Source organism: Paenibacillus sp. GYB006 (genome assembly GCF_036577645.1).
Lineage (GTDB): Bacteria > Bacillota > Bacilli > Paenibacillales > Paenibacillaceae > Paenibacillus.
This window is the reverse complement of the sequence record NZ_JARBDA010000006.1, coordinates 168220-194675: the sequence shown is the minus strand read 5'-3', so window position 1 is coordinate 194675 and position 26456 is coordinate 168220. Positions and strand designations below refer to the sequence as shown.

The 26456-nt window shown below is 41.8% G+C and carries 26 protein-coding genes; 17 read left to right on the top strand and 9 right to left on the bottom strand.

All coding sequences use genetic code 11. The features are described from left to right. The first annotated feature begins 37 nt into the window (after positions 1–37). The 4 genes from PV403_RS15870 (at position 38) to PV403_RS15855 (ending at position 3509) form a co-directional block, all read left to right on the top strand. Positions 38–1063, top strand: a complete 1026-nt coding sequence (locus PV403_RS15870; RefSeq protein WP_213534076.1) for a methionine ABC transporter ATP-binding protein — start codon at positions 38–40, stop codon at positions 1061–1063. After that, positions 1050–1718, top strand: coding sequence for a methionine ABC transporter permease (locus PV403_RS15865; protein WP_213534176.1), 669 nt, complete (start codon positions 1050–1052; stop codon positions 1716–1718). The genes PV403_RS15870 and PV403_RS15865 overlap by 14 nt, the downstream gene beginning before the upstream one ends. A 48-nt stretch (positions 1719–1766) precedes the next feature. Further along, positions 1767–2606 (top strand): MetQ/NlpA family ABC transporter substrate-binding protein, encoded by an 840-nt coding sequence (locus tag PV403_RS15860; RefSeq protein ID WP_332085249.1) that lies wholly within the window; start codon positions 1767–1769, stop codon positions 2604–2606. 132 nt (positions 2607–2738) lie between these two features. Next, positions 2739–3509 (top strand): SDR family oxidoreductase, encoded by a 771-nt coding sequence (locus tag PV403_RS15855; RefSeq protein ID WP_213534072.1) that lies wholly within the window; start codon positions 2739–2741, stop codon positions 3507–3509. Positions 3510–3556: 47 nt separating this feature from the next. Here the strand turns inward: PV403_RS15855 and PV403_RS15850 are convergent, their stop codons facing one another. Next, a complete protein-coding gene (locus PV403_RS15850) occupies positions 3557–3805 on the bottom strand; it encodes a NifU family protein (RefSeq protein ID WP_160034785.1) in 249 nt (82 codons plus the stop codon). Between the two features lie 81 nt (positions 3806–3886). Here PV403_RS15850 and PV403_RS15845 point away from each other — a divergent pair, with 81 nt between their 5' ends. Next, entirely contained in the window at positions 3887–4138 is a 252-nt protein-coding gene (locus tag PV403_RS15845) for a YuzB family protein (protein WP_332085248.1), read from the top strand. An 18-nt stretch (positions 4139–4156) separates the two neighbouring features. Here the strand turns inward: PV403_RS15845 and PV403_RS15840 are convergent, their stop codons facing one another. Both PV403_RS15840 and mqnE read right to left on the bottom strand, forming a co-directional pair. Further along, positions 4157–5218: an NAD(P)/FAD-dependent oxidoreductase gene (locus PV403_RS15840; protein ID WP_213534068.1), complete on the bottom strand. Its 1062-nt coding sequence runs from the start codon at positions 5216–5218 to the stop codon at positions 4157–4159. 177 nt (positions 5219–5395) lie between these two features. Next, positions 5396–6502, bottom strand: a complete 1107-nt coding sequence (gene mqnE, locus PV403_RS15835) for an aminofutalosine synthase MqnE (RefSeq protein WP_332085247.1) — start codon at positions 6500–6502, stop codon at positions 5396–5398. A 364-nt stretch (positions 6503–6866) separates the two neighbouring features. Between mqnE and PV403_RS15830 the strand changes: the two genes are divergently transcribed. The 4 genes from PV403_RS15830 (at position 6867) to PV403_RS15815 (ending at position 13088) form a co-directional block, all read left to right on the top strand. Further along, entirely contained in the window at positions 6867–7226 is a 360-nt protein-coding gene (locus PV403_RS15830) for a HesB/IscA family protein (RefSeq protein WP_191801981.1), read from the top strand. Positions 7227–7430: 204 nt separating this feature from the next. Next, positions 7431–8213, top strand: a complete 783-nt coding sequence (locus PV403_RS15825) for a hypothetical protein (RefSeq protein WP_332085246.1) — start codon at positions 7431–7433, stop codon at positions 8211–8213. A gap of 445 nt (positions 8214–8658) precedes the next feature. After that, positions 8659–12480, top strand: a complete 3822-nt coding sequence (locus tag PV403_RS15820; RefSeq protein ID WP_332085245.1) for a glycosyl hydrolase family 18 protein — start codon at positions 8659–8661, stop codon at positions 12478–12480. 230 nt (positions 12481–12710) lie between these two features. After that, on the top strand, positions 12711–13088 hold the full coding sequence (locus tag PV403_RS15815) for a VOC family protein (protein ID WP_442951767.1): 378 nt from the start codon (positions 12711–12713) through the stop codon (positions 13086–13088). 70 nt (positions 13089–13158) lie between these two features. On the opposite strand, the gene PV403_RS15810 is transcribed toward PV403_RS15815, so the two are convergent. Further along, positions 13159–13386 (bottom strand): hypothetical protein, encoded by a 228-nt coding sequence (locus PV403_RS15810; RefSeq protein ID WP_160034799.1) that lies wholly within the window; start codon positions 13384–13386, stop codon positions 13159–13161. A gap of 287 nt (positions 13387–13673) precedes the next feature. On the opposite strand from PV403_RS15810, the gene ppk1 reads away from it, so the two are divergent. Further along, positions 13674–15767 carry a polyphosphate kinase 1 gene (gene ppk1 / locus PV403_RS15805; protein ID WP_332085243.1) on the top strand — a complete coding sequence of 698 codons (2094 nt, stop codon included), beginning with the start codon at positions 13674–13676 and terminating at the stop codon, positions 15765–15767. Here ppk1 and PV403_RS15800 read toward each other — a convergent pair. Then, complete coding sequence (locus PV403_RS15800; RefSeq protein ID WP_332085242.1) at positions 15742–17271, bottom strand: Ppx/GppA phosphatase family protein; 1530 nt, start codon at positions 17269–17271, stop codon at positions 15742–15744. The two genes, ppk1 and PV403_RS15800, sit on opposite strands and share 26 nt — an antisense overlap. Before the next feature lie 111 nt (positions 17272–17382). Further along, a complete protein-coding gene (locus tag PV403_RS15795) occupies positions 17383–17586 on the bottom strand; it encodes a hypothetical protein (RefSeq protein WP_213534056.1) in 204 nt (67 codons plus the stop codon). A gap of 197 nt (positions 17587–17783) precedes the next feature. Here PV403_RS15795 and PV403_RS15790 point away from each other — a divergent pair, with 197 nt between their 5' ends. Both PV403_RS15790 and PV403_RS15785 read left to right on the top strand, forming a co-directional pair. Then, positions 17784–18443: a YheC/YheD family protein gene (locus PV403_RS15790; protein ID WP_332085240.1), complete on the top strand. Its 660-nt coding sequence runs from the start codon at positions 17784–17786 to the stop codon at positions 18441–18443. Positions 18444–18759: 316 nt separating this feature from the next. Continuing rightward, positions 18760–18903 (top strand): sporulation histidine kinase inhibitor Sda, encoded by a 144-nt coding sequence (locus PV403_RS15785; RefSeq protein ID WP_160034807.1) that lies wholly within the window; start codon positions 18760–18762, stop codon positions 18901–18903. Here PV403_RS15785 and PV403_RS15780 read toward each other — a convergent pair. Both PV403_RS15780 and PV403_RS15775 read right to left on the bottom strand, forming a co-directional pair. Beyond that, positions 18900–19178 carry a hypothetical protein gene (locus PV403_RS15780; protein WP_213534054.1) on the bottom strand — a complete coding sequence of 93 codons (279 nt, stop codon included), beginning with the start codon at positions 19176–19178 and terminating at the stop codon, positions 18900–18902. The two genes, PV403_RS15785 and PV403_RS15780, sit on opposite strands and share 4 nt — an antisense overlap. Before the next feature lie 84 nt (positions 19179–19262). Next, entirely contained in the window at positions 19263–20270 is a 1008-nt protein-coding gene (locus PV403_RS15775; protein ID WP_213534053.1) for an NAD(P)/FAD-dependent oxidoreductase, read from the bottom strand. Between the two features lie 497 nt (positions 20271–20767). Between PV403_RS15775 and PV403_RS15770 the strand changes: the two genes are divergently transcribed. Further along, entirely contained in the window at positions 20768–21958 is a 1191-nt protein-coding gene (locus tag PV403_RS15770; RefSeq protein ID WP_213534052.1) for an NAD(P)/FAD-dependent oxidoreductase, read from the top strand. A 3-nt stretch (positions 21959–21961) separates the two neighbouring features. Further along, positions 21962–22213 (top strand): hypothetical protein, encoded by a 252-nt coding sequence (locus tag PV403_RS15765; RefSeq protein WP_160034815.1) that lies wholly within the window; start codon positions 21962–21964, stop codon positions 22211–22213. A gap of 66 nt (positions 22214–22279) precedes the next feature. Here PV403_RS15765 and hemQ read toward each other — a convergent pair whose 3' ends face one another. After that, complete coding sequence (hemQ, locus tag PV403_RS15760) at positions 22280–23026, bottom strand: hydrogen peroxide-dependent heme synthase (protein WP_332085237.1); 747 nt, start codon at positions 23024–23026, stop codon at positions 22280–22282. A gap of 239 nt (positions 23027–23265) precedes the next feature. On the opposite strand from hemQ, the gene PV403_RS15755 reads away from it, so the two are divergent. The 3 genes from PV403_RS15755 (at position 23266) to dnaI (ending at position 26398) form a co-directional block, all read left to right on the top strand. After that, positions 23266–23559, top strand: a complete 294-nt coding sequence (locus PV403_RS15755; RefSeq protein WP_332085236.1) for a YuiB family protein — start codon at positions 23266–23268, stop codon at positions 23557–23559. A gap of 267 nt (positions 23560–23826) precedes the next feature. Then, positions 23827–25362: a DnaD domain protein gene (locus tag PV403_RS15750; RefSeq protein WP_332085234.1), complete on the top strand. Its 1536-nt coding sequence runs from the start codon at positions 23827–23829 to the stop codon at positions 25360–25362. A gap of 79 nt (positions 25363–25441) precedes the next feature. Beyond that, positions 25442–26398 (top strand): primosomal protein DnaI, encoded by a 957-nt coding sequence (gene dnaI, locus PV403_RS15745; protein WP_213534044.1) that lies wholly within the window; start codon positions 25442–25444, stop codon positions 26396–26398. Positions 26399–26456: the final 58 nt, after the last annotated feature.

Below are 26456 nucleotides of genomic sequence, written 5' to 3'. Positions count from 1 at the left end.
CAAAATGAGAATGACCGCAAGGCAAGGAGGTACCGTATTGATTGAATTAAAAAATATCCGCAAAGATTACGGACAAGGAAAGCAGGTAACCACTGCGCTTTCAGGGCTTGATTTGTCTATTCATAAAGGCGAAATCTTTGGTGTGATTGGTCATTCCGGAGCAGGGAAAAGTACACTGATTCGGTTGATTAACTTATTAGAGCGTCCAACATCGGGTGAAGTATATGTAGACGGCATTAATATGACGAAATTAAATAAATCGCAACTTCAAGCGCAGCGGCGCAAAATAGGGATGATTTTTCAGCATTTTAATCTGCTGAGTTCTGCCACCGTTTACGAGAATATCGCATTCCCGCTTCGTTTAGTAAAAACGGACAACAAGAAAGTGGATCAAAAGGTGAAGGAATTACTTGAACTGGTTGGACTTACAAACCACAGTAACAAATATCCTTCTCAACTGTCCGGAGGACAAAAACAACGTGTAGGTATAGCAAGAGCGCTGGCAAGCGATCCTCAAGTTCTGCTGTGTGATGAAGCGACCTCAGCGCTTGATCCGCAGACAACGAACTCCATACTTAAGTTGTTGCTTGATATTAATCAGAAGTACAATCTTACGATTGTACTCATCACCCATGAGATGCATGTAATTCAGACCATCTGTGATCGGGTGGCTGTTATTCATCAAGGTGGGATTGTAGAAGAAGGACCGGTGGCAGAAGTATTCCTGAAACCGCAACATCCCGTTACCCAAGAATTTATTTTACGGGAAACGGAAGTTAGCGATCTAATGGTGGAAGCCATTCAGGCTTCGCATTTAGAACATTCACAAACGGTAAAAATCACCTTTCTGGGAAGTAAAACCTATGATTCGATTTTATCGCAGACTGTGCGGCAAACCGGAGTGGATTTTGCAATCTTGCAAGGAACAATCTCTACAATCAAGCAGATGCCGTATGGTCAGTTGATGGTTCGTTTAGAGGGACATCCTGAACAGATTTTAAGAACGGTTGAATCCTTGACAATGCAAGGTCTTGAAGTGGAGGTGCTAAATAGTGGGTCTTGATTTTTCCGTAATTAACTGGGATGAGATTCAAAAAGCTACCTTAGAGACACTAAGTATGCTGCTTGTATCCGGAATCTTTACTTTTATTATTGGATTGCCGGTGGGCATTATCCTGTTTTTAACTTCACGATCTGCTTCTATGCCAAATCGTGTTATATACACTGTACTTTCTTTTATCGTAAATATCTTGCGTTCGGTCCCCTTTATTATTCTGATTGTTGCTATGCTTCCGATTACAAAAGCGATTGTTAGCACAACAATCGGGGTGGTGGGAACAATCCCGCCGCTGGTGGTAGGTGCGGCACCTTTCTTTGCAAGGCTCGTGGAGACTTCTCTGCGTGAAGTCGACAAAGGTGTTATCGAAGCATCGCAAGCGATGGGGGCTTCAACTGGGCAGATTATAATGAAGGTGCTCATGCCCGAAGCTCTTCCTGGTTTACTTGCAGGAATTACGATCACGGTGGTCACACTCATATCCTACACCGCAATGGCCGGGATGGTTGGCGGCGGGGGACTTGGTGCTCTAGCCATTAACTATGGATATTACAGGTATGAACGAGAAGTGATGATTGTTGCGGTTATCGTTATGATTATTCTGGTACAAGTCCTGCAGATGGCAGGGGACAGATTAGTCAAACATTTTACACGTAAATAGCAATTCGCTTTAAGAGATAGGGATTTACTAAATTAGGAGGGTTTAACGATGAAAAAATGGTTATTGTCTGGTCTTACACTCGCATTGGTACTAGTTCTAGCTGCATGTGGAAATGATTCTGCTGGTAATGATACGACAGGAAGTGGCGATAGCGGTCAGACAGATAAAAGAGTCACCCTTCGAGTAGGAGCATCACCTGTACCGCATGCTGAAATTTTGGAGCAAGTAAAGCCGATCCTCGCAGAAGAAGGTATTGACCTGGAGATCACCATCTTTAACGATTATGTACAGCCTAATGTGCAATTGTCTCAAAACCAACTGGATGCAAACTTCTTCCAGCACAAGCCTTATCTTGAGAACGAGAATGAAACACGCGGTTTGAACCTCGTTGCACTTAACAATGTTCATGTAGAACCTATTGGAGCTTATTCCAACACCGTTACATCTGCAGATGAATTAAAAGAGGGTGCGAAGATCGCAATCCCTAATGATGCTACGAACGGTGGTCGTGCCCTGATGTTGCTTGATAAAAACGGCGTTATTAAACTGAAAGACAACACGAATGTAGAGTCTAAAATCAGTGACATTGCGGAGAATCCGAAAAATGTGAAAATCGTTGAACTGGACGCAGCTATGCTTCCAAGACAACTGGGCGAAGTAGATCTCGCTGTAATCAATGTAAACTACGCACTTGAAGCTGATTTAAATCCACTTGAGGATGCCTTGTTCATTGAAGATGAAGAATCTCCTTATGCGAACTTGCTTGTCGCTCGTAAGAACAATCAGAATGATGAGGCTGTACAAAAGCTTAATGCTGCTCTGAATTCCGATGAAATCAAGAAGTTCATTGAAGATAACTATGCGGGAGCGATCGTTCCTGCATTCTAAAAATGACGAAGAACCTGCGCTCTGTTCACAGAGGCAGGTTCTTTTTCTCTAGAAATCCTTCCTTTCTTTTCTTATTACTCCAGCTATATTATACTGAGTAGGAACCGCTCTTTTTAGGAGGAGGAAGGGATATTGGACAACAAAGTCGCTCTGATTACAGGAAGCGCAAAGGGACTTGGCAAGATGACAGCACTTCGGCTTGCAGCAGAAGGGTATGATATTGCTCTGAATTATGTGCATAGTCAGAAGGAAGCAGAGGAATTATGCGCCGCCGTCAAAAAGCTGGGTGTTCGTTGCATCGCAGTACAGGCGGACATATGTAAGGCAGAAGATATCGAACGGTTGATCTCAACAGTAGAGCATAAGCTTGGTGTAGTGGATATACTTATAAACAACGCCGGTCCTTTCATTAGGGAGCGGAAGCTGTTTTCGGAATATACGCAAGAAGACATTATGATGTTAACGCAAGGAAACCTGGTAGGGACGATGTTGTTAGATCACCGGGTGCTTCCGGGTATGCGGAAGAAAAATTGGGGACGTATTATCCATTTCGGATTCAGTCATGCGGGTGAAGCGAGATCTTGGCCACAGCGGGCGGTTTATGCCTCCGCGAAGGTAGGGCTTGTTTCTTTTACAAAGACGCTTGCGGTCGAAGAAGCACCTTATGGCATTACCGTAAATATGATTTGCCCTGGTGATATTCGGGGAGCGCATAAAGAGATGACCATTGAACAAGTAAGTGGGTTAATTGATAAGGAGACACCAAGAGGAAGACCAGGAAGCGGAGAAGATGTGGCAAGAGTTATTCATTACCTATGTCAGGATCAATCGGACTTTATAACTGGGAATATTATGGATATATCGGGAGGACTCGATCCTATTCGTCCAACCATTACAGAATAAAGAAGAGAGTCCCCTATTCGGGACTCTCTTATATGCTGAGGGGATGATTAGAATACTTGAACTACTTCTTGTACGCCCTCTACTTCTTCAACGAGTGCGCGTTCAATCCCTGCTTTTAATGTAATGGTGGAGCTTGGGCAACTACCACAAGCACCCATTAGTTTCAGCTTAACGATGCCGTCTTCAACATCAACCAATTCCACGTCACCGCCATCGCGTTGCAGGAATGGGCGAAGTTTATCAAGAACTTCTAGAACTTCATCATACATGGTGCTGCTTTGTACGTTTTCGCTCATATTGTCAACTCCTTTCCTTCCCTTTATTATAGTACAATTAAAGTCAAAATAAAATGGTCAAAACTAAAGCAGGTGAATAATTTGAGACCCATTATTGAATTTTGTACCAACAACATGCATTTTGGAACGGATGAGGTCTTTGAGGCACTGGAAGAAAACCTCGAATACGATGTAATCGAATACGGATGCCTCACTAATTGCGGACAATGCAGCAATACTCCATTTGCTCTTGTGAATGGGGAAGTTGTCACAGCAACAAGTGCAAAGGAACTACATGAAGCCATTTTGTCCAAAATTGCAGAAATTGACGCATGGAATGACCTGGATCTTTAAAGGGAGAGACTCTCTTTTTTAACCCAGATGACGTTTCGACATCCAGAGGACACCGCTTTTCAGAATCCGCGGAACACGTCCCATCATCGATGTCTTACCCATAAGCCCAAAACCAGCTTTCTTGCCGAGTGCTCCTAGAGTACCGCGCAGTTTGAGAGCTTCGGTTTTGGGTTTTTCATTCTTCCAAAATGCATGAATGATATGTGCAATTTGTTCTCCTTGCACTTCTGCAGCCTGTGCGCTTGGTGCAAAAGGAAGGCTCGCACAGTCACCCACAACATATACTTCAGGATATTCAGGAATTTGATAATACTCATTAAGAGTAACTCGGCCTTGGGGATCTTTCTGTACATTTAGATCACGGACGATTTTTACAGGCTGAATTCCTGCTGTCCATATTACCGCATCAGTTACGATTTCTTCATCCCGATTATAAATGGCATGGGGTTCAACCCTGGATACCGAAATATGATTTTTAATCTCTACCTGATGTTCTGCAAACCATTCTCCTACATAAGCAGATAATCGCTGCGGAAAAGCAGAAAGAACACGATCACCTCGGTCTAAGATGGTTACATTTAGATCTGAACGGCTTTCTCTGATTTCAGCAGCGATTTCGACTCCGCTGAGTCCTCCTCCTACAATGTGAACTTGGCCATAAGGTTTGATTTCACTAAGGCGCAGATAGGTCTCACGTGTGCTTCGGAAGCTTTGAATGGTATTACTATATTCTTCTGCACCCGGGGTTCCATGAAAACGGTCTGTGCACCCAAGACCAATAACTAATTGATCATAAGGAAGGGGGTCCTCATTTTGAATTTGAATCACTTTTCCTTCTAAATCAATAGATTCAACTTCACCATATTTATAGGTCAGACGTTCATGAACAGGGTACTGCACACGCAGATCATAATCAGATACAGTCCCTGCAGCAAGTGCGTAATATTCAGTTTTAAGCCCTTGAAAAGGCATGCGGTCCACGAGGACAATTTGGGTATCATTTGGGATAGAGCCTTCAAGAAGATGTTTAATTACGGTAAGACCGCCGTAGCCGCCTCCGAGGATAACGATATTTTTCATGACGATATAACTTCCTTTCTTATGCGATCTTGCAAAGATGTTAGTTTACGCTCGGTCATGATAATAAGGCCGATGGGATGATGGGATAATGAATGTAAATTGCGGAAACAATAAATTGGATTCAGCTCTTTGGTAAAGAGCTGAATCCAAGTGGGAACTCTTTCAAGTATCAGATCATTATTCGAAAACTTCAATCTCATTGTAGAAGGTGTCGCGTTCAACGGGAATACGGCCCGCACCTTTTACAAGCCAGATCAGTTCTTTACGAGTCAGCCCTGCAGGTGTAAGCGCACCAGCAGCGTGGCTGATCTGTTCACGTACAATCGTACCATGCACATCAGAAGCACCAAAGCTGAGTGCTACTTGCGTTAATTGAGGACCAATATTAATAAAATAGGCTTTCACATGATCGATGTTATCAAGCATGAGTCTAGAGATCGCGATGGTTTTAAGATCTTCATAGGCTGAGTTACGGCGCATAATACCGGCATTTTTACTTTTCGGCTGCATCGAGAGCGGAATAAAGACCATAAATCCACCCGTTTCATCTTGGAGCTCACGAATTTGAAGCATATGCTGAATTCGATCTTCGTAGGATTCAACAGAACCATAAAGCATGGTTGTGTGTGTCTTCATACCAAGCTGATGAGCTGTCCGGTGGACTTCGAGGTAGCGATCAACATTGGCTTTGGTTACTTTCATTTTCTGACGATATTCATCAGATAGAATTTCTGCCCCGCCACCTGTGAGGGATTGGAGTCCTGCGTTTTGCAGTTCTTGCAAAACTTCTTTGACACTGAGGCCGCTAATTCGTGTGAAGAAGTCAATTTCAGCTGCCGTATACGCTTTAAGCGTAACATTCGGATATTTTTCGTTCAGAGCGCGCAGGGAATCAACATAATACTCGAATGGCACATGAGGATTATGTCCACCAACAATGTGGAACTCCCTAACACCAGGATGGATGTGCTGTTCTACATAGTCAATCATCTCTTGTCCGGAAAGAGTATAAGATCCTTCTTTCCCCTGGTCTTTTCTGAAGTTACAAAATGCACAGCGTGCTTCACATACATTCGTAAAATACAAACTCATATTTTCGATGAAATATACTTTTTTACCGTTTTTGCGAAGATTTGCTTCATTGGCAAGTTGTCCGATCGTAAGAAGATCATCGCTCTCATAAAGATAAACACCGTCTTCCAGTGTCAAACGCTGTCCATTCTGTACTTTTTCGACGATGGCAGCCATTTTGGTATCTGTAAATGGTGTGATTAATGTAGACATGCTAATTCCTCCTGAGTCATGACTTTATGTTTTCCATAATAAAATGATTCAAAGACCAAACGGTAGTCATGTTAAGAATGTGAAAAAAGTTACAACTAAAATTACGGCTACAAAAGCAGATTTCTGTGACAATTCTTCGACATTTCCATGTACAATTCCCTACTATTATAAACCTCACATCCGAGCGGTTCAATACATAGGTGTAAAAAGCTTGTTTACTTAGGGCCTTTATTCCATGTTCATCTCTTGAGGTAGGAGAACAGGTGGAGTATAATTCTACATAAGATATAGGAATTCAACTTATTTTTACGTCACTTTGAACGTGAGATGATTGAATCTTATTAGATAGAAGGAGGTATGACCGATGATTACCATTAGTGATACAGCAGCAGAGCGTTTGAAAGAGATGCTCGAGCAACAAGAAACACCAAATATGTTTTTGCGTCTTGGCGTAGCACCCGGTGGCTGTACCGGATTTTCATATGCAATGGGATTTGACGATAACGAAACAGATCAAGATGTATTTATGACGATTCAGGATATGAAGGTAGTTGTGGAGAAAGACAGTCTTCGTCTGTTAGAAGGTCTGGAAATCGACTTTGAAGAATCCGGTATGACCGGGGGATTCACGATTCATAACCCGAACGCGATTGCCACTTGCGGCTGCGGATCTTCTTTCCGTACGGCAACAGATGCAGGCAAACCAAATGAAGAGCCTTGCTAAAAGCGGTTTTCATACAATAAAAATTTTATATTGGTTTTAAAATGTGTAGGACAATACCTCCTGAACCTGAGTATAGCGAAAGTGATGCTTAGTTCAGGAGGTTTTTTGATTTTTTATGAATGATTTAGACTCATCATAATGATCGTACTCACCGATATCTTTTATATAAGCAGGTCTTTGTACATAGAAAAAGGGGATAATATGATGGCGAATAACATAAATAGGGTCCTACGAACTATCCTTGTCATGCTGATTATTTGTGCAGTTCTATTGATTCTGGTGAAAAAGGTAGTTGAACCTGTATTTTCGGATTACATTGCACAGCCCATCTCAGAACATATAGTAAAAAAAGCTTCAGATTACTTAGAGTTTCCGCCCTCATCTGTGGCGCTTAGCGAGTTTAAACAGGAAGCACTGGATAATGATTGGTATGATTCAGAAGGTCAGTTAATCGTGGAGTATAAGCAGCTTCCAAATGCTACAGAAGGAACGATTACGGTATCGTACACTGAGACGTTTTTGAGCTTTATGAGACTAAGCTCTTCTTCCAATAAGGTGGTTTATTATCAGGAACCTTATACTACGGAATTTCTTGTTTCGACAGAAGATGGGGATACAGAGCAGATTACGACTGAATATGCAGATGGTACAGATACGGATCAGCCTGAAAAGACCGATGAGTTTACTATAGAGATCGAAAACGTAGAAAGTGAAGCAGTAATAGCAATAGAAGAAACTGCGCCGCTACAGAACGTATTCTCGCAAGAAACAGAACAACCCAGCAAGGACAGCGCAGAGGCGATTTTGACGAATGCAGAGACTTCTACCGAAGTGCCTTCCGAAGAACATGGTGTTGCTTTATATGTAGATGGTTCCTATTTTGATGCTTTTTTAAATAAACAGGAAGCGTTACAGCTTGCCGCTTTTGTCGAAAATGCAAAAATTATCGATTTGGTCACGAGTCGTGTCGTGTGGGAGAGTAAATAATAGGGTTCTTATCGTACCTAACACCTATGATCCATCCACTGGATGGACTCTAGGTGTTTTTTTTTATTGTTTTATTATACAAAGGTTTATTCAAGGATAAGAAAATATTATCCCAGGATTGCAGGTTTATTCCCCTTTTTATTTTTTTATATCGGATCCATTATTAAAGTAACTCCAGTTGGTCATTTTACAGCCGTACGGAGAGGAGGGAATAAGCAGGAAATGCCACATTTACGGAGGCGGTCATTAGTATTGTAGATAATCTAGTAAACGCTTTCAAAAAACCATCCTACATCGCTCGATATTCTATCCTCATGCAGGTACTTCTTTAAAAAAATTCAATTCACACCCACGCTAAATTTCCGATAACAACCTACTGAATCTATGGATGACTTCAGAGATTAACTTAATTTACAAATTTAATAACTTGATAGAGGTGAAAAAAATGAATTCATTTTTGAGGAAAAAAGAAACCAAATGGATTAATTTCTTTCTTGCGTTTATCTTAATTTTCACACCCTTGGTCCAACCTTCTTATGCTCATGCGGAAGAAGGAATAACATCTGCTTCACCTGCCGCTGTCACAACTTCAGCGGATGAAGCTATTTCTGAAAGTGAATTGCCAAGCGAAAGTATAGTGCCGGATGAAAGTGAAATACCAATTGAAATTGAAGTTACTGATGAAAGCGAAGTCACTGATGAAAGCGAAGTCACTGTTGAAGATGAAGTTCTTGATGAAGAAGTTGATATGACCGCTCCTCAGCATCTAAGATTAGCGGAAGATGGTCTGAAGCACAATATAGCTAAAATCGAGTGGGATTTCCGGGAAGATGTCGAGGATAACGACATTCAAATCTATAATGCGGATACAAATGCCTGGATCACATGGGGAAGTTATTATACGCGAACCCTTACCGGACTGAATCCGGAAACTACATACCGGATCTACATTACTTGGAACGGCGATGCGGGGAACAAAAGTAATATTCTAGAGTTCACAACTCCTGCGGATACAAGTGAATATCCGGATACACCGCTCACACCACCGAGCGCATTAACGGTTAGTGATGTTTCGTCTGATGCGGTGAACCTCAGCTGGGGAGCAAGCCCTGGAGCAACCGGATATGATGTCTATGTAAATGGAGGATGGGTCGGTGGGACTTGGAACGAACAGGATACATTGTATGAGTACAAACCTGACGGTGGACTCACCCAAGGAAAGACATACAAGTTTGAAGTTGCTGCTCAGAAGACAGATTATCCTGTCTCAAAGAACAGCAATGCCGTAACGATCACATGGGGGGAGCTGGTTGCTCCTAAAGGGCTTAGTGTCATTACTGCTACGAGGTCGGAGGTAAGTCTTGGCTGGGCGCCTGTCCCTGGAGCTGCAGAGTATGAGGTATACCAGAACGGAGTTCAGATTGGAACGACAGCAGACGTTCGTTATGTTGCAGATCATGCAGCGGAAGGACAAAAGTATGAATACTACGTTATTGCCAAAAACAGTCTTTGGACATCAGAAGTAAGTGGCAGAGTTTCTGTGGTACCTGGAAGCAGCTACAGCCATGTGTCTTATTTTCCTGCCTGGGCTGTATATCCCGATGGACGTAATTTTCAGCCTGAAGATGTAGCCGTTACAAAGCTTACTCATGTCAACTATGCTTTTGCAGATCTGTGCTGGAAAGGCATCAATAGTAAAGGAGAGCCTTGTCAGGATGCAGCCATTCCACTCCAATCAGATTACGTGTTTGATGGGGAGATGATCATCGGTGATAAGGAGAAAGACATCCAAAATTTCACTCGCTTTAATGCAAAAAAATCGGAAAATCCGGACTTCAAAATGATGATATCTGTTGGCGGTTGGTCTTGGTCAGATTATTTCTCATTGATGGCGAACTCCGAAGTTACTCGTCGTGCTTTTGCGAACTCTGCAGTAGATTTCCTGAGAGCATACGAATTAGATGGGCTCGACATTGACTGGGAGTATCCAGTAGAGGGCGGGGAAGACAATAATTCACGCGGTCCGGAGGATACGGAAAATTTCACACTTCTCATGAAAACTGCGCGTGAAGCTTTGGATGCAGCTGGTGCTGAAGACGGCAAGTATTATTTACTAACGATTGCATCAGCACAAGGAGATAATTTCGTGGTAAATGCGGATTTGCAAAACTCCGTTACTTACCTTGATTTCATCAATATTATGACCTATGACTACAGCGGAACGTGGGAACAATTAGCGAATCACAATGCGCCGCTGTATTATGATCGCAATCTTCCCAAAAGTTCTGCTCCTCGTAACAATGTGCTGGGTGCTTTACTCGGTCATTTAAACGGAGGTGTTCCTGAGTACAAGTTGTTAGCGGGCGTACCATATTACGGTAAAGGCTGGTCTGATTGTCCTTCGCCAGGAGAATATGCAGTATGTACTGGCGCTCCGCCGAAAGGATCTTGGGAAGCCGGCATCTATGACTTTACGGATATCGAGAACAACTATGTGAATAAAAATGGATACATTCAAACGTGGAATGAGGCAGCCAAAGTATCTTACGTATACAATCCAGAGACGAAGATATTCATAACTTATAATGATGAAACCACAATGAAATATACAGCTTCCATGGTTAGATCACTGGATATTGCCGGTTCAATGAACTGGGATGTAACAAGTGATCGCAGTCATACACTAATTAATGAATTGGCCTCCAATCTTCCAATGGACGGGGCTGTGAATACAGAAGAGCTTAAGGCTCCAACGAATGTTAGCTTTGAAAAAGTAGAAGATCAGAAGTACCAAATGCATTGGAACACTGTGCCAGGGGCGACACATTACGAAGTATTCATAAACAATGAATATATCGGGGGAACGGAGAAAAATAGCTATACCATTTCTGTAGATCCAAGCAAAGATCATGTAGTGCGGCTGCTCGCAACAAAGAGATCGGGCGATTCCGTGGAAAAAGTATCGAATTTTATAACTCAAAAAGTAAAAGTGACTTCCCCTGGATCTGACCCACAGCCGAATCCAAATCCTAACACCAACACAAGCCCATCTACTCCTGTTACTGTAACGCCAGCTCCACCAGCACAGGAACTGGGGACAAATCAGCTAGAGACGAAAGTGGTCATAGATGGAAGTACAGCAAAAATTACAGTGGTTACAGATCAGGCTCTAAAAACCATTCGTAAAGCAGCGGAAACGAACTTCAGGGTGATCGTAAAAACCAGTACAGATCAGAATGAAGTTACACTTCCGCAAGCAATAATTGAAGAAATCCGTAAGAAATCTGCATCAGCAAAACTGATCTTGGTCATTAACGGAGCGGAACAACATATTCCTGTGTCCCTATTATCAAAAGCAGGGGATAGCAGAGTAACGGTTTCAGCAATTTCCGAAACAGAGGATAAGGGACTAAATGCTTGGCTTAAAGACCTGAGGACTGTGAATAAGCCAATGCACCTGAAGGTAGAGCACATGAATGCTCAAGGAACAGCAGAGGAGGTCAGTAGATTCGGCACCTTTTATATCAGCGAACTCATTACACTGGATGCAAAAGAAGTAGATAAGAAAAAACTGAGCGGGTTTGTTTATCTTCAAAGTACGAATGAAATTCGTCCTGTACCGACATTGGTAACGAGCTCTGCTAATGGCAAGGTTATGGTAGAGATGAAGAAAACAGCAAGCGGTATTTACTTCTTGGCACAAAGCAGCAGTATATTCACAGGTTCAGTCTCGAAGTGGGCAGGGGAAGATGTGGAACAGGCTTTGATGAAGCAGATTCTTCTGTCTGATGTAAAAGGCAGTATTCAAGGTAAAGAAACGATTTCACGCGAAGAGGTCATTTCTATTCTCGTAAGAGGTCTAGGCCTCCTTCCAAATGAAAACGACACTAACTTCATTGATGTAACTAAGGGATCAAAGTATGAGAAAGAGATTGCTGCCGCCAAAGCGGCATCCCTTGTAAAAGGAAAAACGGATGGTACATTTAATGGAAAAGCGGATATCACTCGTCAAGAGCTTGCGGTGATCATAGTGAATGTACTTCATTATGCAGGTAAGCACGAAGAGGATGACGTAGCTTCCCTTGCACCATTTAAGGACCGTGGAGATATTTCACCTTATGCCCAGACGTCCGTAGCACTGCTTGTCGAAAAGAAACTGCTGAATGGAGTATCTTCGAGTCAGCTGGCTCCGCATAAAAAGGTAACGAAAGAAGAAGCCGTTGTCATTCTGATGAGAACACTTCGTTATTTGCAACTGTCTAATTAAATTTATTATGGATTACAAGGAAAGGCTGTCACCATCACTACAGAGATGGTGACAGCCTTTCTGTATTTTTTACCTGCATCATAAAAAAACAAATAGTATATCGATAATCCGTGATTTTATATCAACAAGAAGCGCAGGATGTGTTAGCATAGCATTACAGACTATTTTGTAATATATTTCCTATATAGATACACAAAAGAAATAGAAGAGGTGCAACCATCGTGATTGAAATGGAACGAATCCATCATGTGAGTTTGGCTGTTCGAGACTTAGCGAGGGCTCATCAGTTCTATTCTGAAAAATTACAATTAAAACAGATAACGCGGCCTCCTTTTGATTCAACAGGAGTTTGGTACGCGATCGGAGAAGGGTATCAGCTGCATCTATTGCAGCACCCCGCAGGAGAGACACTTCGGACCAGCGGCGTGGATACAACTGACGGACACTTCGCTGTGTGGGTAAAAAGTTATGAAAAGACAAAACATTGGCTTGAATCAGTAGGAATCCCCTACGAAGCAAGACCAAACAGTGTGGCTGGATTTGCCCAAATTTTCATACTCGATCCTGATCAGAACATCATTGAATTTGATGCACCCTATTCATCCTAACCTGTAAGTAATAAAAAACGACTACATTACAACGGATAACTGCTTCGTGTCGTGTAGTCGTATCTATATATTAAACCTCGGTTTGAAATATAACGGTATCTCTGGAGTAATGGTGTTCCATCCCATCCTCACTTCTAACTCGAACCTGATCATTAGAAAACATTTCTACATATCCGCGAGCGATTTCGCAATATACGCCTGCGGAATCTTCCTGCCAGACGGAAACGACGGTTTGAGATAAGGCGGCGGTAAAAAACTCTATGTTTTTTTGCAGCGTTCTAGATTTGTTAGAATTCATCGTATCCTCCTTCTATTAGGTGTTAATTTACGTTCTAATGCCCTAAAGAGAGCTGACGTAAACACTTTACCTTCTCTCTACTCTATTGTAAAGCATTCGATAGAATTTGGCAGATTCGTGCTCGAAACTTTATGAATTCTTCATTCTATCTATGATATATATATGCAACTGAATGGAAGATTTTACATTATATTTACATAAATTTAACATAGGGCTGATGATTGACTCTTTTAAGAAGGTTTACAATAGAATAAGCTACTACAATGATTCTTACTGTGAGGGGTCTTATGAAAAAAGAGAATGTGATTCTAGAAAACAGGACGGAACGTGAAGTATATTCTTATTTGAATCGAGATTTAAGCTGGCTTGAGTTCAACCGAAGAGTACTTCAGGAAGCACAAAATGTGGATACACCTCTATTAGAACGTGTTCGTTTTTTATCCATTGTTACCTCGAATCTAGATGAATTTATGAGTGTGCGGGTAGCCGAAACGAGAGAGAAGATAAAGGCAGAGCTGATGAAAAAAGATTTTTCGGGTTACACACCAACGGGTCTATACAAACGATTAATGAAGCGGATCTCTAAGATGATTCAGGAACAGTACCGCTCCTATCGGGATCTCATGAGACAGCTCTCCAAAAAAGGCATTGTATTTATGCAGTACACAGATCTGAATGCAACCCAGCAGAAGGCAATGGAGCAATATTATCATGACATTGTTTTTCCTGTGCTTACACCTATGGCTGTAGATCAAAGCAGACCTTTTCCCCTTGTGCATCATAAGTTTGTTTATCTCGCCGTCGTCTTGCGGAAAGAAGGAGACGCAAATGAATTTTATTTTGCTATCGTCCAAGTCCCTTCCAATATTCCAAGAGTGATTCAGGTTCCACTCCGTTCGAACAGTAAGAAAAAATCATTTATCCTTACCGAAGAGCTGATAAAACATCATATTCATACGCTGTTCAGCGGGTACATACCAGAGTCGGTTCATGGCTTTCGTTTAACCCGAAATTCGGATCTTTATATTAATGAAGAAGAAGTAGAAGATTTACTGGAAGAAATAGAAAAAGAGCTAAGACGCCGCCGGCGGGGGGCTCCGGTATGCCTTGAAGTGGAGGAGGGCATTCACCCGAATGCGCTTGCGTACTTAAAGCATGAATTCGGTATTAAAGACGACCAGATGTTTGAGATTCAGGGTCCGCTGGATCTTGGGTTTCTAGGCAGTTTTGTTGACCAGCTTGAAGGATATAATCATTTAAAATATCCGAATCTGAAACCGGTATATCCAGAAATTTTTCATACGGACGAAAGCTTTTTTAAAATTTTACGCAGACAAGATGTTCTCTTGTACCATCCCTATGAATCTTTTGATGCAGTGACTGATTTTCTAGAAGAAGCAGCAGAAGATCCAGATGTGATGGCGATCAAAATGACGTTGTATCGGGTCAATGGAGACTCACGGTTAATTCCTGCATTGGCACATGCTGCGGAGATGGGGAAACAGGTCACCGTCGTCGTAGAACTCAAAGCAAGATTTGATGAAGAACGAAATATAGCTTGGGCCAGAGAACTTGAAAAAGCCGGCTGCCACGTAGTTTATGGCTTATTAGGTCTCAAAACGCATGCGAAAATCATTCTAATTGTACGCAGAGAACAAGATACACTTCGCAGATATGTTCATGTAGGCACGGGTAACTATAATGCGAACACGGCACGGATCTATACGGATATCGGGTTATTAACCTCGAGTCCACAGATTGGTGAAGATGTTTCACAAGTATTTAATGAGATTACCGGTTATTCAGAAGCTCAGGGGCTGGGTGAAATTCACCTCGCACCAGAGGGGCTGAAAAATAAATTGTTTGAAATGATCCAGCGAGAAGCAGCAAATGCCAAGAACGGCAAACCGGCAAGAATGATTGCCAAGGTGAACTCTCTTTCTAATCAGGAAATGATCGATGAACTATATGCAGCATCACAAGCAGGAGTACAAATTCAGCTTATCGTTAGAGGGGTTTGCTGCCTGCGTCCGGGCCTTGAAGGGATCAGCGAGAATATACGAGTTATCAGTATTGTCGATCGTTTCTTAGAGCATTCGCGTATATTCTACTTTGAGAATGGAGGAGACTTCGAAGTTTATTTATCGAGTGCAGACTGGATGACAAGAAATCTGGATCGCCGGATCGAACTCATGTGCCCGGTTAATGACCGCAAATTAAAAGAAATACTGGTGAATACGCTGGAACTTTCGCTTCAAGACAATGTAAAGGCCCGCCTGTTATTATCTAACGGAACCTATGTCCCGGTGAATAACAAGGAGCCTTTACTTCGGAGTCAATTTGAGGCGATTCAGATTAAGACTTGGAAGAAATCGAGGTAGTCCAATATAAATGTATTTTCCAAGCCTTTTCTACTTCTTTTTTTATGTCTTCCATTTCTTTCTGTTCCATAGACGGCATTCTGCGGCAAGTTAAATGTAGCTGCAGGAAGTCGTCTTTTTTGTCTACTGTCATCGATTCTACGGCAGTTCCTCCGTTTCCATACAAGGCAGAAGCAAGTTTTAGCAATGAACCAAGGCGAGTAATTCGTTTATAGTCTTCTGAATATAAGATGTCTTGATGAAAATCGATCTCAGCAGGAGTACGGCCTTTTGGATGATAGTCGGCTATGATGGCAGTGATGATCGTTTCACGGTGGCTAAGGCCCCATACTCCGTGATTCTTGATCCAGTAGAGTGAGTGCTGGCTTGCTTTATGATGCTGAATTTGTTCCCCAATGCGATACAGCATGGAGGAGGCATACATAATTCTGCTGTCGGATACCGAAGCTTCCCCTTCAAGCACCTGATACAGCTGCTGCATACAGGAATGGACTTGGTTCATATGCCCTGCGGGGGCTGTGGAATGAAAATGAAGCAGATTCCAAATACTTTTTGTTAATACTTCCTGATTCATGTAATCAGGATAGTCTTTTTGCATGAGTTCATAGAAGAGTCCATCCCGAAGACCTGCTCCACTGACGATGTAATGTGTAGATTCCAGCCAGTCGAAGATCGTTTGCAACAAAATTACACCAGGTATGATCAGGTCTGCCCGGTCTTTTGATAAGCCGGGTGTTTTTTTTCGTTGATCTGAAGGAATATAAGGAAGGGTATTATAAAATACGCGAATATCTTCCGGTTCCATTCGGTAATTGTGCATGACGGGAAGAGAATACTCTTGTTTTTTCTGCACCATCTTAGCTAGAGAACGAACCGTGCCTCCAAGACCAACCAGGGTAAGACCTGGATGCTGCTGTGTCCAATCATGTTCTTTTAAAAAGGTATGTATGGAACTTACGAAATCGTCTACCATCTCACGACTCCAGTGAGTAGAAGTTCCATAGCGGGCATGTGCATTTACAGCACCGTATGGAATAGAAAGACTTTCCTCATATTGACCATTTAGAAAAAGAGTAATCTCCGTACTTCCTCCGCCGATGTCAATAATAAATCCGTCAGATAAGGAAATGGACTCAATGACACCCAAAAAGCCAAGGCGCCCTTCATCTTCGCCAGAGATCAGCTGGATTTCAAGACCAGTTTCTTCCTTAATCCACTTCGTTATGTCGCTGCTATTCTGTGCATTACGTATCGCCGCTGTAGCGGCTGCTCTGACGTGAGTTACTTGGTAGCTTGCACATATATCCTGATAACTGCGAAGTACCGGCAGAATAGAGCTGATTGATTCATAGCTGATCGTCCCGTCCGTATCTACCTTTTGACTCAGTCTTGCCGCATACTTTTTCTCATATAAAACCCGGTAGGCCCCCATATTCAGCACTTTATAGATGACAAGTCTGATGGAGTTTGATCCGATATCAATGATTCCCATACGCTCCGACATAGGTAGCACAGCTCCTTCTTTCCTCGTTTTTGTTATTGTAACCGAAAAAGAGATATACGAAAAAACCACCTCTCTCTTATTTGGAGAAGATGGTCCCCTGTGATCCAATGCTTAAGCGCTAACTAACTTAATGGCTTCTATAATAATTACGGTAAAAAGAATGGAAAAGCCAATACAGCCGATTCCAAATCCGATATGTTTTTTATCACGAATAAACTTAATGCCGGTGATAAAGGTGAGGAGGGTGACCGCCACGAGTACGATGGCCATGGCAAAATAGGCAACCCCATAAAAACTTTCAATAAATTGAGCCACGAAGTAATAAGCTCCTTTCCTAATCGTAATCTACCTCTTAATATAGCCTATCTTTGCTAAAAATCCCAATTCTCTTTTCCCTCATAAAAAGGCGTTTCTATAAGGACAGACATACAAGAGAAGAAAGAGTTACAGAAATATATATATATTAGGACTCGATCTGACTTCATTTTTTATGTTCTGAAGGAGGGAAACGTATGAATCGAACTATTGGAAGTAAGTGGATCAAAACAGAAGTTCTTCAGACAAATCCTCATATCGCAAATCATATCCCAGAAACAGCGATATTTACCGAGCAACATTTGAAAGATATGTTACAGAAATATGGAATGGTATTTGTTAAGCCAGTGCATGGCGGGGGTGGGAACGGAGTTATCCGTGTGAGTAAAGAGGGAGAGAAATATTTCTTTACGAAAATGTCTCATACGTATAGCTTCTCTAACTATAAATCGATGTATCGTTCACTTGCAAAAAATAAATTGAGAAGAACTTATCTTATTCAGCAAGGCATTACTTTGGCTCGTATGAAGGGACGTCCTATTGACTACCGAGTAAAATTTGTGAAGAAAGAGACAGAGTGGAAGATTACAGCCATGCTTGGAAGGCATGCTCGAAAAGGTCTCGTCATAACCAATGTATGTAAAGGAGGAACGCTTCTGAAATGCCGGGAGGCTTTACGTCGTTCCTTACCTCATATTGATGCGAGAGTGAAACAGCAAGAGATGCGCAAACTTACACGGACCTGCACCGTACTTCTAGAAGAAAGGTTCCCAGGCATTGGTGAACTTGGCTTTGACTATGGGCTCGATCACTCCGGTAAAATATGGATTCTGGAAGTGAACACGAGACCGCAATGATTTGATAAAAAAAGTGATTAGGGAAGATAATTAATGGTTAATAAGTTCGGGTGTTTCTTTTTTTCTAGTCATTTCACTTTGAATCTAGCTAATTTCTCTAATAATAATTAAAATATATTTTTTTGGAAAATGACTTTATTGTCCTGTGTATAAATTTTGTCCACATATCCTTCCTTTTAGAACTTCGGATTTTTCTATTTATTAACAAAATATACACAGGATTTCCACATTTGGTTGTGGATAACAGAACGCTTGTTCTACTTTTTGATCTTTGATAGAATAGAGACGAGGAAAATAAAGAAAGGTTGTGTCGGAGATGGCTATGCTTTCAGATGAGATGTTGCTCGATTCTTATCACATGGCAATCGAGCTTCAGCTTGAACGCGATTTCATCGAGTTATTATTAGGTGAGATCCTCAGGCGTGAACTGAACACCGACGTCCCTGCCATTTTTCATTAGAGATCCTCGTGGTTTGACGGTCTAATATGACCTTGCACTTCCCATGTTTCTACAGCATAGGAAGACTGCGTCAGACAGTGAGGACAGAACATGAGGTGAATGCAGTAGCCTTTAGCTTCTGGTATCGTAAGATAATCGGAAGATGACACATATGGGCTGTAAGGCCCGGCGTAATCTTCCGTTAATCCGTAATCCACGATAGGCTCACCACAGGTGGGGCAAGGTTGTGCAGCAGGTATATTAAGACCGTTACATAGTGGGCACATATAAGACAAAGGGTATCCCTCCTGAATCGTTGTCAGGAGTAAGATACCCTTTTTTATTGGTGTATTATTCTTCAATTATCATTTAACTTAATATTACATTTTCATATTGCTGCTGTGTCCAGGAGATAATTTGGCACTCGGGTCCACATATACTTTGGCATTATTGACCGCTGTAGGTGCTTCACCGAAGCCGACAGCAATCAGTTTTAGTTTGCCTTCGTATGTGGTAATATCGCCCGCTGCAAATATGCCAGGTATGCTTGTCTCCATTCGAGTGTCAACAACGATGGAGTTACCTTGAATATCAATTCCCCATTCAGCAATAGGACCAAGAGAAGAGATGAAACCAAAGTTTACAATGACATCATCGACTTCGATTTCTTGTGTTTCTTTGGTTTTTACATGAGATAGAGTAACTTTTGTAATGCGATCTTCTCCGTGCAGCTCAGCGATTTCGGTAGGAGTGATCACATTTACTTTGGAAGCCATCAGATTCTCAACACTATGTTCGTGTGCACGGAATTTGTCCCGGCGGTGGATTAGTGTAACTTGTTCAGCAATGGGCTCAAGCATAAGCGCCCAGTCAACAGCAGAGTCGCCGCCGCCGCTGATCAGCACTTTTTTACCTGCGAAACGGCTCAAGTCACTTACAAAATAATGTAGATTTGCTTTTTCGAAACGTGCTGCGCCCTCTAGATCCAGTCTGCGTGGTTCGAAAGCGCCTACACCTGCTGTAATAATGATGGATTTTGCATGATGAACATCTTTGTCTGTCGTAACAACGAAGTGCCGTTCTTCTTTTTTCTCTACAGAAATGACTTTTTCTTCAAGTCTAATGTCTGTATCAAAACGATCCATTTGTGTGAGGAGATTATTCACCAGTTCTCCTGCTGTAATTTTAGGGAAGCCGGCTACATCATAAATGAATTTCTCCGGGTATAAAGCGGCAAGCTGGCCTCCCAGTTGAGGCATACTTTCCACAATTTTTACAGATGCCTGACGCATACCGCCATAAAAAGCAGCAAACATTCCGGAAGGACCACCGCCGATAATGAGTAAATCGGTCATCTCGTAAGTAGTTTCAGATGCAGAGGTCGTCATTTTATAGAACACACCTTTCTCTATATGTTATTGTGAATCAATAACGTCACGGATATCCACGAGATTGTCGATTCTTAAGTTTAAAGTCATTTTCATTATAGACACTACCGCAATTTGTTGCAAAGGTGACTTCCATTCGGTTTCTCCTGTATTTAAAGTAGTTGTTCATTATTTTACACCTATAAAAGGGTATATTTTCACTTGCTATTTTAAGGTTGTATCGCTATCATTTTTGTTGCGTGAATTTTTTTCTTGATTTTTACGTATTTTCCGTTTATTTTATAAAGTTTTGAAACCTCATGACATAACATGTCGTTTTAATGAATAGGGATAGAACTATCTTTGTCTTTAGGTGGATCGTAATCAATTTTTATAAGTTGGGATTATAGGATGCCTAAGCAATCCTTACTTGGAAATTATCGCTTTCACGCGTTAATTTCATGCTATATTCTTAGGCCTTTTATTAATGAGTTGAATGATTTTGGAGGGGTAGGCGCATGAGTAACATTCCTAAGATCGTCATCCTTGGCGCAGGCTATGGCGGTATATTAACCGCACAGCGACTTCAAAAGGAACTGAACTACAATGAAGCAGATGTCACGCTTGTAAACAGGCATGACTACCACTACATAACAACGCATCTGCACATGCCAGCTGCTGGAACGGATACTATTGATCATGCAAGGGTACCCATTTCTAAGCTGATTGACGAGTTCAAGATCGATCTTGTGAAATCTGCTGTAAAAGATATTAGGCCGCACGAGAAAAAAGTAATTCTGGAAGACGGCACCTTATCGTATGATATTTTGGTCGTCAGTCTAGGCGGAGAACCCGAGACATTTGGGATTCCCGGGATGAAAGAACATGCAATGACGATTCGCAGTATTAATTCCGTAAGATTAATTCGAGAACATATTGAATACCAGTTTGCTTGTTATAAAAATGACAACGTAGCAAGCCGTCTACGATTTGTGGTTGGAGGAGCTGGATTTAGCGGAGTAGAATTTGTATCTGAGCTGGCAGACCGCTTACCTCGTCTATGCAAAGAGTTTGATGTAGATCCAGAAAAAGTTGAACTCTACAATGTCGAGGCAGCTCCCACGGCGCTTCCCGGCTTTGATAAAGAACTAGTAGAGTATGCTATGGATGTACTAAAGAATAAAGGGATTATTCTTCGAATCGGCGTGCCGATCAAAGAGTGTTTTGCCGGTGGTGTCATCATTGGAGATGGCGAACGAATTGAAGCCTCTACCGTGGTGTGGACGGGGGGAATTCGAGGTAACAAGCTGATCGAGAATGCCGGATTTGAGGTGACACGCGGACGTGTCAAAGTAGATGAGTATTTGAGAGCGCCAGGTTACGATCATATTTACATTATAGGAGACAGCTCACTCGTACTAAACAAGGATGGCCGCCCTTATCCACCGACGGCTCAAATTGCTATGCAGCAAGGGGTTAATTGTGCGAAAAATATAGCCCTTTCGATTCGCGGGAAACAGCTGAGCAAGTTCACATTTAGCCACAAAGGAACGGTCGCTTCACTCGGTAAAGGGGAAGCCATAGCGATTGTGAACGGGAAGAAGTGGAAGGGATGGAAAGCAGCACAGCTGAAAAAAGCAGTGGATATTCGCTATCTATATGTGATTGGCGGCATACCGCTTGTACTCCAAAAAGGAAGGTTCTTTTAAACCATGAGACATTGCAGTGTACAGGTAAGAGGACTACTCAAAAGAGATGAACTGGATCGATATCATGCCTTAATGGAAGTTGGCAGTTATCTCGAAGAGCAGGAAAAGTATGATCTATCCTATATCGTGCAAAAGGAAATCGACATTTTGATATTACCCGCTATTGAAAGGTTAAAAGAAAAAGGTCGGGACCGGGATCGGGCCACGGCTGAATTCCTGGAATCCTTAAAAAAGCTGGAAGAAGAGAATGACTAAACGAATAAACATGCAAAAAAGGATGCCGCATAAGGGCATCCTTTTTATTATATGAGCTCATTTACATTATACTTTTAACATACTTTCGAAAGATTCCGGATTCAGCAGACTACCCACGTAGAAAGATCCGAATTCTCCGTAACGTGCGCTAACTTCATCAAAACGCATCTCGTATACCAGCTTTTTGAACTGAAGAGCATCATCGGCGAAGAGAGTAACGCCCCATTCCCAATCATCGAAACCAACAGAACCGGTAATGATTTGTTTTACCTTGCCTGCATAGCTGCGTCCAATCAGACCATGACTTCTCATCATCGCTTTACGCTCGTCCATAGAGAGCATGTACCAGTTATCGCTTAGTTCACGCTTTTTATTCATTGGATAGAAACAAATATATTGTCTTTTTGGAAGAATCGGCTTCAGACGTGCTACAATTTCTGGGTTTTGCATCGGATCAGCGTCTTTACCAGCGAGGTAATTACTCAGTTCAACTACGCTGACATAAGAGTAAGCTTTGGTCGTAAAACGAGCAAAAGTCGTTTTGTTAAATGCATTTTCAAGTGCATTCAAGTCTTCCAAAGATTCACGTAAATGCATCATTACAAAATCAGCTTTTTGACCGATGATCGTATATACGGCTGAGCTGCCTTTCCCAGCTTCTTCAACAGAAGTCCACTCTTGTAAAAATTCTTGCAGATCGTCTAAAGCAACAGCGCGTGCTTCCTCATCAGCAGAACGCCAAGCGGCCCAGTTAATGGATCGGAAATCATGAAGAGCATACCAGCCTTCCAGAGTCGATGCAGCTTCGTTCATTTGTTTCACTCCTATATGATATTAAATTTTGTATATCAGATTATTTCATCTATCAAATCAATGACTCTATTGTATCAAAGGCGGAAGGAGCAGGGCAAATGAAGATCTCATTAAAAGTCGGTATACGCTGGCGGAACCTAGAAAGTTCATTGCCGAGACACCTATTTTCGGTTACACTATTTATTATCTGTTATGGATGGTAGTTCATGATTTGGTAGAAAGAAGGAGGGTGTAAGCGAATGCAGTTTTTACCTGTGCTCGTGCTTATGATCTTGTTTTTTGTTATGATGTTTGGAATCGGCTTTATTTTGAATATGCTCATGAAAACGACTTGGTTTCCTGCTTATCTATTTATCATTGTCCTTATACCCATTGTCATTTTCTCCATGTGGGATCGAAGCGCAAGTTTCGGTACACATATGAGTTCTTATGGACCTGTTGATTATTTAATCGGACTCAGCGGTGTGGCAGGTGCGATTCTTAGTGGATGGACGATCCAAAAGCTGCGTTTAGGCGGCTACAAAATGTTTTGATTTTACAATATTATATTTAGGTGTATACTTGCCCTCTTTTCATATCTTGAGAAGAGGGTTTTGTCATGAAACGCTTTCCTTTTCATAGAATAGTAGAGTACAATAAAACACCCTATTTCAAAAACAGAGGGAATGCGAACATTTGTCAGATAAGAGGGAATAGCGGAAAGATTAAGCAGGGATTTTGGCTATATTTGAAGATTTAAGCCGGCCCTTTTTATGATAGAATAGAGTTCACTACAAATCGGAGAGAAGGAGTAATGAGCAATGCGCGTGAAGAATATGCTTCACTTTACAGAAAATCATCGTTACTGCGTTTTCCGTGAGTTTGGCCTTAGCAGCCTGGACGAACGGATGCTCAGCTCTGCCTATCAGCCGATGGTAGGCGCGTTTGCCATCAGTTTGTACCATTTGCTGTTTCAGCATATAAGAGCTGATCAGATTGGTTATTCAGGGATGGAACAGCAACGTAAATTATTTCTGACTTTGGGAATAGATCCAAGTGAGAAGGGGCGGTCGTTCCTGATGGAACAAACTTCCAAGCTGGAAGCGGTCGGTCTTTTACAAACATCACGGGTGTATGTACCAGAGACAGATGAATATACCTATGAATACGAGCTTAGTCCACCGCTTTCGCCTGGAGAGTTTTTCAGGACACAGCATTTGACTTTGCTTCTCAGAGATCGAATTGGCAAGTTTGCCGTGCTGGCTTTGCGGTCCCAGTTGTGGACGGAAGATGCCCCGGATGTTGGTATGCCTGCTATGAATAAAGAAAATATTTCGGTGCCTTTTTATGAGATTTTCGAGCTGAATACGCATGTAATTGACTATGAGCTTGAACAAGCTTTGTCCGAAGTATCCAGCGGCAGAGCCGATCAAGCGATTGTTTCTGTACCGGAAGAAAGCAAACTGAACTATTCAGATATTATTCTTCGGTTCCCGAAGGAATCCGTAAATCGTCGTCATGTGGAACATCTTCGATTTGATACAGAACAGCTGGGGATTATTAATTATGTAGTCCATAAATATAGCTTAGGTGTTCAAGATGTATGCAGATTGCTTGATGAAGATGGTGTGTTTAATCAGCAAGGCGAGGTCATTCTAGATCGACTTCAGCAACTGGCGAGTCAAACATTCCGGCAAGGGAAGAAACGGAAAGAAGAACAAAGTATCCATGCAGCCAAAGTGGTTAATCTTCGTCAGGTAGCGCAGAGTGAACCAAGCGATGAACTCCCTGTTGAACATGTCGTTGAAATGGAGTACTATCTGGAGGTTCCTCCTCAATTTGCAACCAAATGTGACATTCATCAATATAATATGATGCTTAGGAATGAGCCTTATTTACGTCTATTACAAACGTTCTTCCCAGGTTCTGTTCCGGATAATTTGATTGATATTTTTGAAAAGGTTGATCTGAGCTATAAGCTGCCAGCAGAAGTGATCAATGTACTGATCCACTATCTGATGACGATGCTTGTAACAGGTAGCGATCAGCGAATCAATCGTAATTTTGTGGAAGCTATAGCTTCAAATATGCTGCTAAAACAAGTTTATACTTATGAAAAAGCAGTTCAATATATTCGGGATCAAGCGAAAATAAAAGGGAACAAAGAAAAAACGGGAGCTGGAGAACGGACTTCTAAACCAAGCCGTCCTCGTTCATATCAACAGCAGACAAGATCAAAACCCGAGATTCCTATTGTTCAAGATACAGGCAACACGGATGTAGTAAGTGAGGAAGAACTGGAGGAAATGATTCGTTTTGCAGAGGAAATGCAGGCGAAACGAACTACTTTTTCTTGAGTTTCGGTTAGGTACGCTTGGCGGAGCTGAGCGAGTTTAATTAACAATCTAAGAAGAAAGGTGGGCGCAAACTATACCTATGGAATCTTTAGGCCCCATTTTGCAACAGTTGAATCCATCCTTTCGTCAGCAATCAAAGCGCATTGAAGATCAGGTTAAAGCAGATCCCTATGTGCAAAAATTCAGGGAAGAACATCCTGAAGTGGATGATATGAAGTTTAAGCTCTCATTAAGTAAATTTTATCAATACGCCAAAGACCGTAATCATTGTGCTAATTGTCCGGGACTTGCGAATTGCCCCAATGATTTTCAGGGTCATTATTCCAAACTTTCGGTTGAATATTTTAATGGACAACCTGAAATTATAGATAAGAAGACACCTTGTTCTCTACAGCTGAAAAGCGATCATGACAAGCAGGTGAAAGAGCGAATCCGCAGTTTCTATGTGGATGAGCGTACTTTAAGTGAAGGATATAATGTCGCAGAGATTTTACGTAAAGATCTCCAGCGTGCTCCTGCTGTGAATAAAGTGTTCCGTTATATTAATGATACGAAGCAAAATGGTTTATCTCCAGAAGGGCTTTACCTGGAAGGAAGTTTTGGAACAGGGAAGACATTTTTAATGGGGTATTTGCTTCATGAACTTGCTCTTCTTGGTTATACGGGTGTGATCGTCTACATGCCTGATTTTGTGGAAGATCTGAAATCCATGATTCAGGAAGGACAGAAGCTAAAAGAAACAACGGAAATGTTAAAAAATTGTGATTTGCTCATTTTCGATGATATCGGGGCAGAGAACTTAAGTCCATGGGTACGCGATCATGTTCTTGGTTCCATTTTAAACTACCGAATGAACCGTAAACCAACGTTCTATACCTCCAATTACAGTTTGGAAAGTTTGGAACAACATCTGAGTTTTACAAGCAAGGATGGGGAAGAGAGACACAAAGGGCAAAGACTCATGGACCGTATCCGGCCTTTTGTTGAAGTTGTTCCTGTACGTGGAGAGAATCAGCGGGGAAAACATCGAGGATAAAGTTAGATAAGACAGTGGAACTTTCTTTTTGAAAAACTGAATAATAAATCGCTCTAAG

Bases quoted from the DNA above. Each gene is read 5' to 3' on its own strand.
- PV403_RS15860 (WP_332085249.1), top strand. From the start codon at position 1,767: ATGAAAAAATGGTTATTGTCTGGTCTTACACTCGCATTGGTACTAGTT.
- PV403_RS15850 (WP_160034785.1), bottom strand. From the start codon at position 3,805: ATGAGCGAAAACGTACAAAGCAGCACCATGTATGATGAAGTTCTAGAA.
- PV403_RS15840 (WP_213534068.1), bottom strand. From the start codon at position 5,218: ATGAAAAATATCGTTATCCTCGGAGGCGGCTACGGCGGTCTTACCGTA.
- mqnE (WP_332085247.1), bottom strand. From the start codon at position 6,502: ATGTCTACATTAATCACACCATTTACAGATACCAAAATGGCTGCCATC.
- PV403_RS15830 (WP_191801981.1), top strand. From the start codon at position 6,867: ATGATTACCATTAGTGATACAGCAGCAGAGCGTTTGAAAGAGATGCTC.
- PV403_RS15825 (WP_332085246.1), top strand. From the start codon at position 7,431: ATGGCGAATAACATAAATAGGGTCCTACGAACTATCCTTGTCATGCTG.
- PV403_RS15820 (WP_332085245.1), top strand. From the start codon at position 8,659: ATGAATTCATTTTTGAGGAAAAAAGAAACCAAATGGATTAATTTCTTT.
- PV403_RS15815 (WP_442951767.1), top strand. From the start codon at position 12,711: ATGGAACGAATCCATCATGTGAGTTTGGCTGTTCGAGACTTAGCGAGG.
- PV403_RS15810 (WP_160034799.1), bottom strand. From the start codon at position 13,386: ATGAATTCTAACAAATCTAGAACGCTGCAAAAAAACATAGAGTTTTTT.
- ppk1 (WP_332085243.1), top strand. From the start codon at position 13,674: ATGAAAAAAGAGAATGTGATTCTAGAAAACAGGACGGAACGTGAAGTA.
- PV403_RS15800 (WP_332085242.1), bottom strand. From the start codon at position 17,271: ATGTCGGAGCGTATGGGAATCATTGATATCGGATCAAACTCCATCAGA.
- PV403_RS15790 (WP_332085240.1), top strand. From the start codon at position 17,784: ATGAATCGAACTATTGGAAGTAAGTGGATCAAAACAGAAGTTCTTCAG.
- PV403_RS15785 (WP_160034807.1), top strand. From the start codon at position 18,760: ATGGCTATGCTTTCAGATGAGATGTTGCTCGATTCTTATCACATGGCA.
- PV403_RS15775 (WP_213534053.1), bottom strand. From the start codon at position 20,270: ATGACGACCTCTGCATCTGAAACTACTTACGAGATGACCGATTTACTC.
- PV403_RS15770 (WP_213534052.1), top strand. From the start codon at position 20,768: ATGAGTAACATTCCTAAGATCGTCATCCTTGGCGCAGGCTATGGCGGT.
- PV403_RS15765 (WP_160034815.1), top strand. From the start codon at position 21,962: ATGAGACATTGCAGTGTACAGGTAAGAGGACTACTCAAAAGAGATGAA.
- hemQ (WP_332085237.1), bottom strand. From the start codon at position 23,026: ATGAACGAAGCTGCATCGACTCTGGAAGGCTGGTATGCTCTTCATGAT.
- PV403_RS15755 (WP_332085236.1), top strand. From the start codon at position 23,266: ATGCAGTTTTTACCTGTGCTCGTGCTTATGATCTTGTTTTTTGTTATG.
- PV403_RS15750 (WP_332085234.1), top strand. From the start codon at position 23,827: ATGCGCGTGAAGAATATGCTTCACTTTACAGAAAATCATCGTTACTGC.
- dnaI (WP_213534044.1), top strand. From the start codon at position 25,442: ATGGAATCTTTAGGCCCCATTTTGCAACAGTTGAATCCATCCTTTCGT.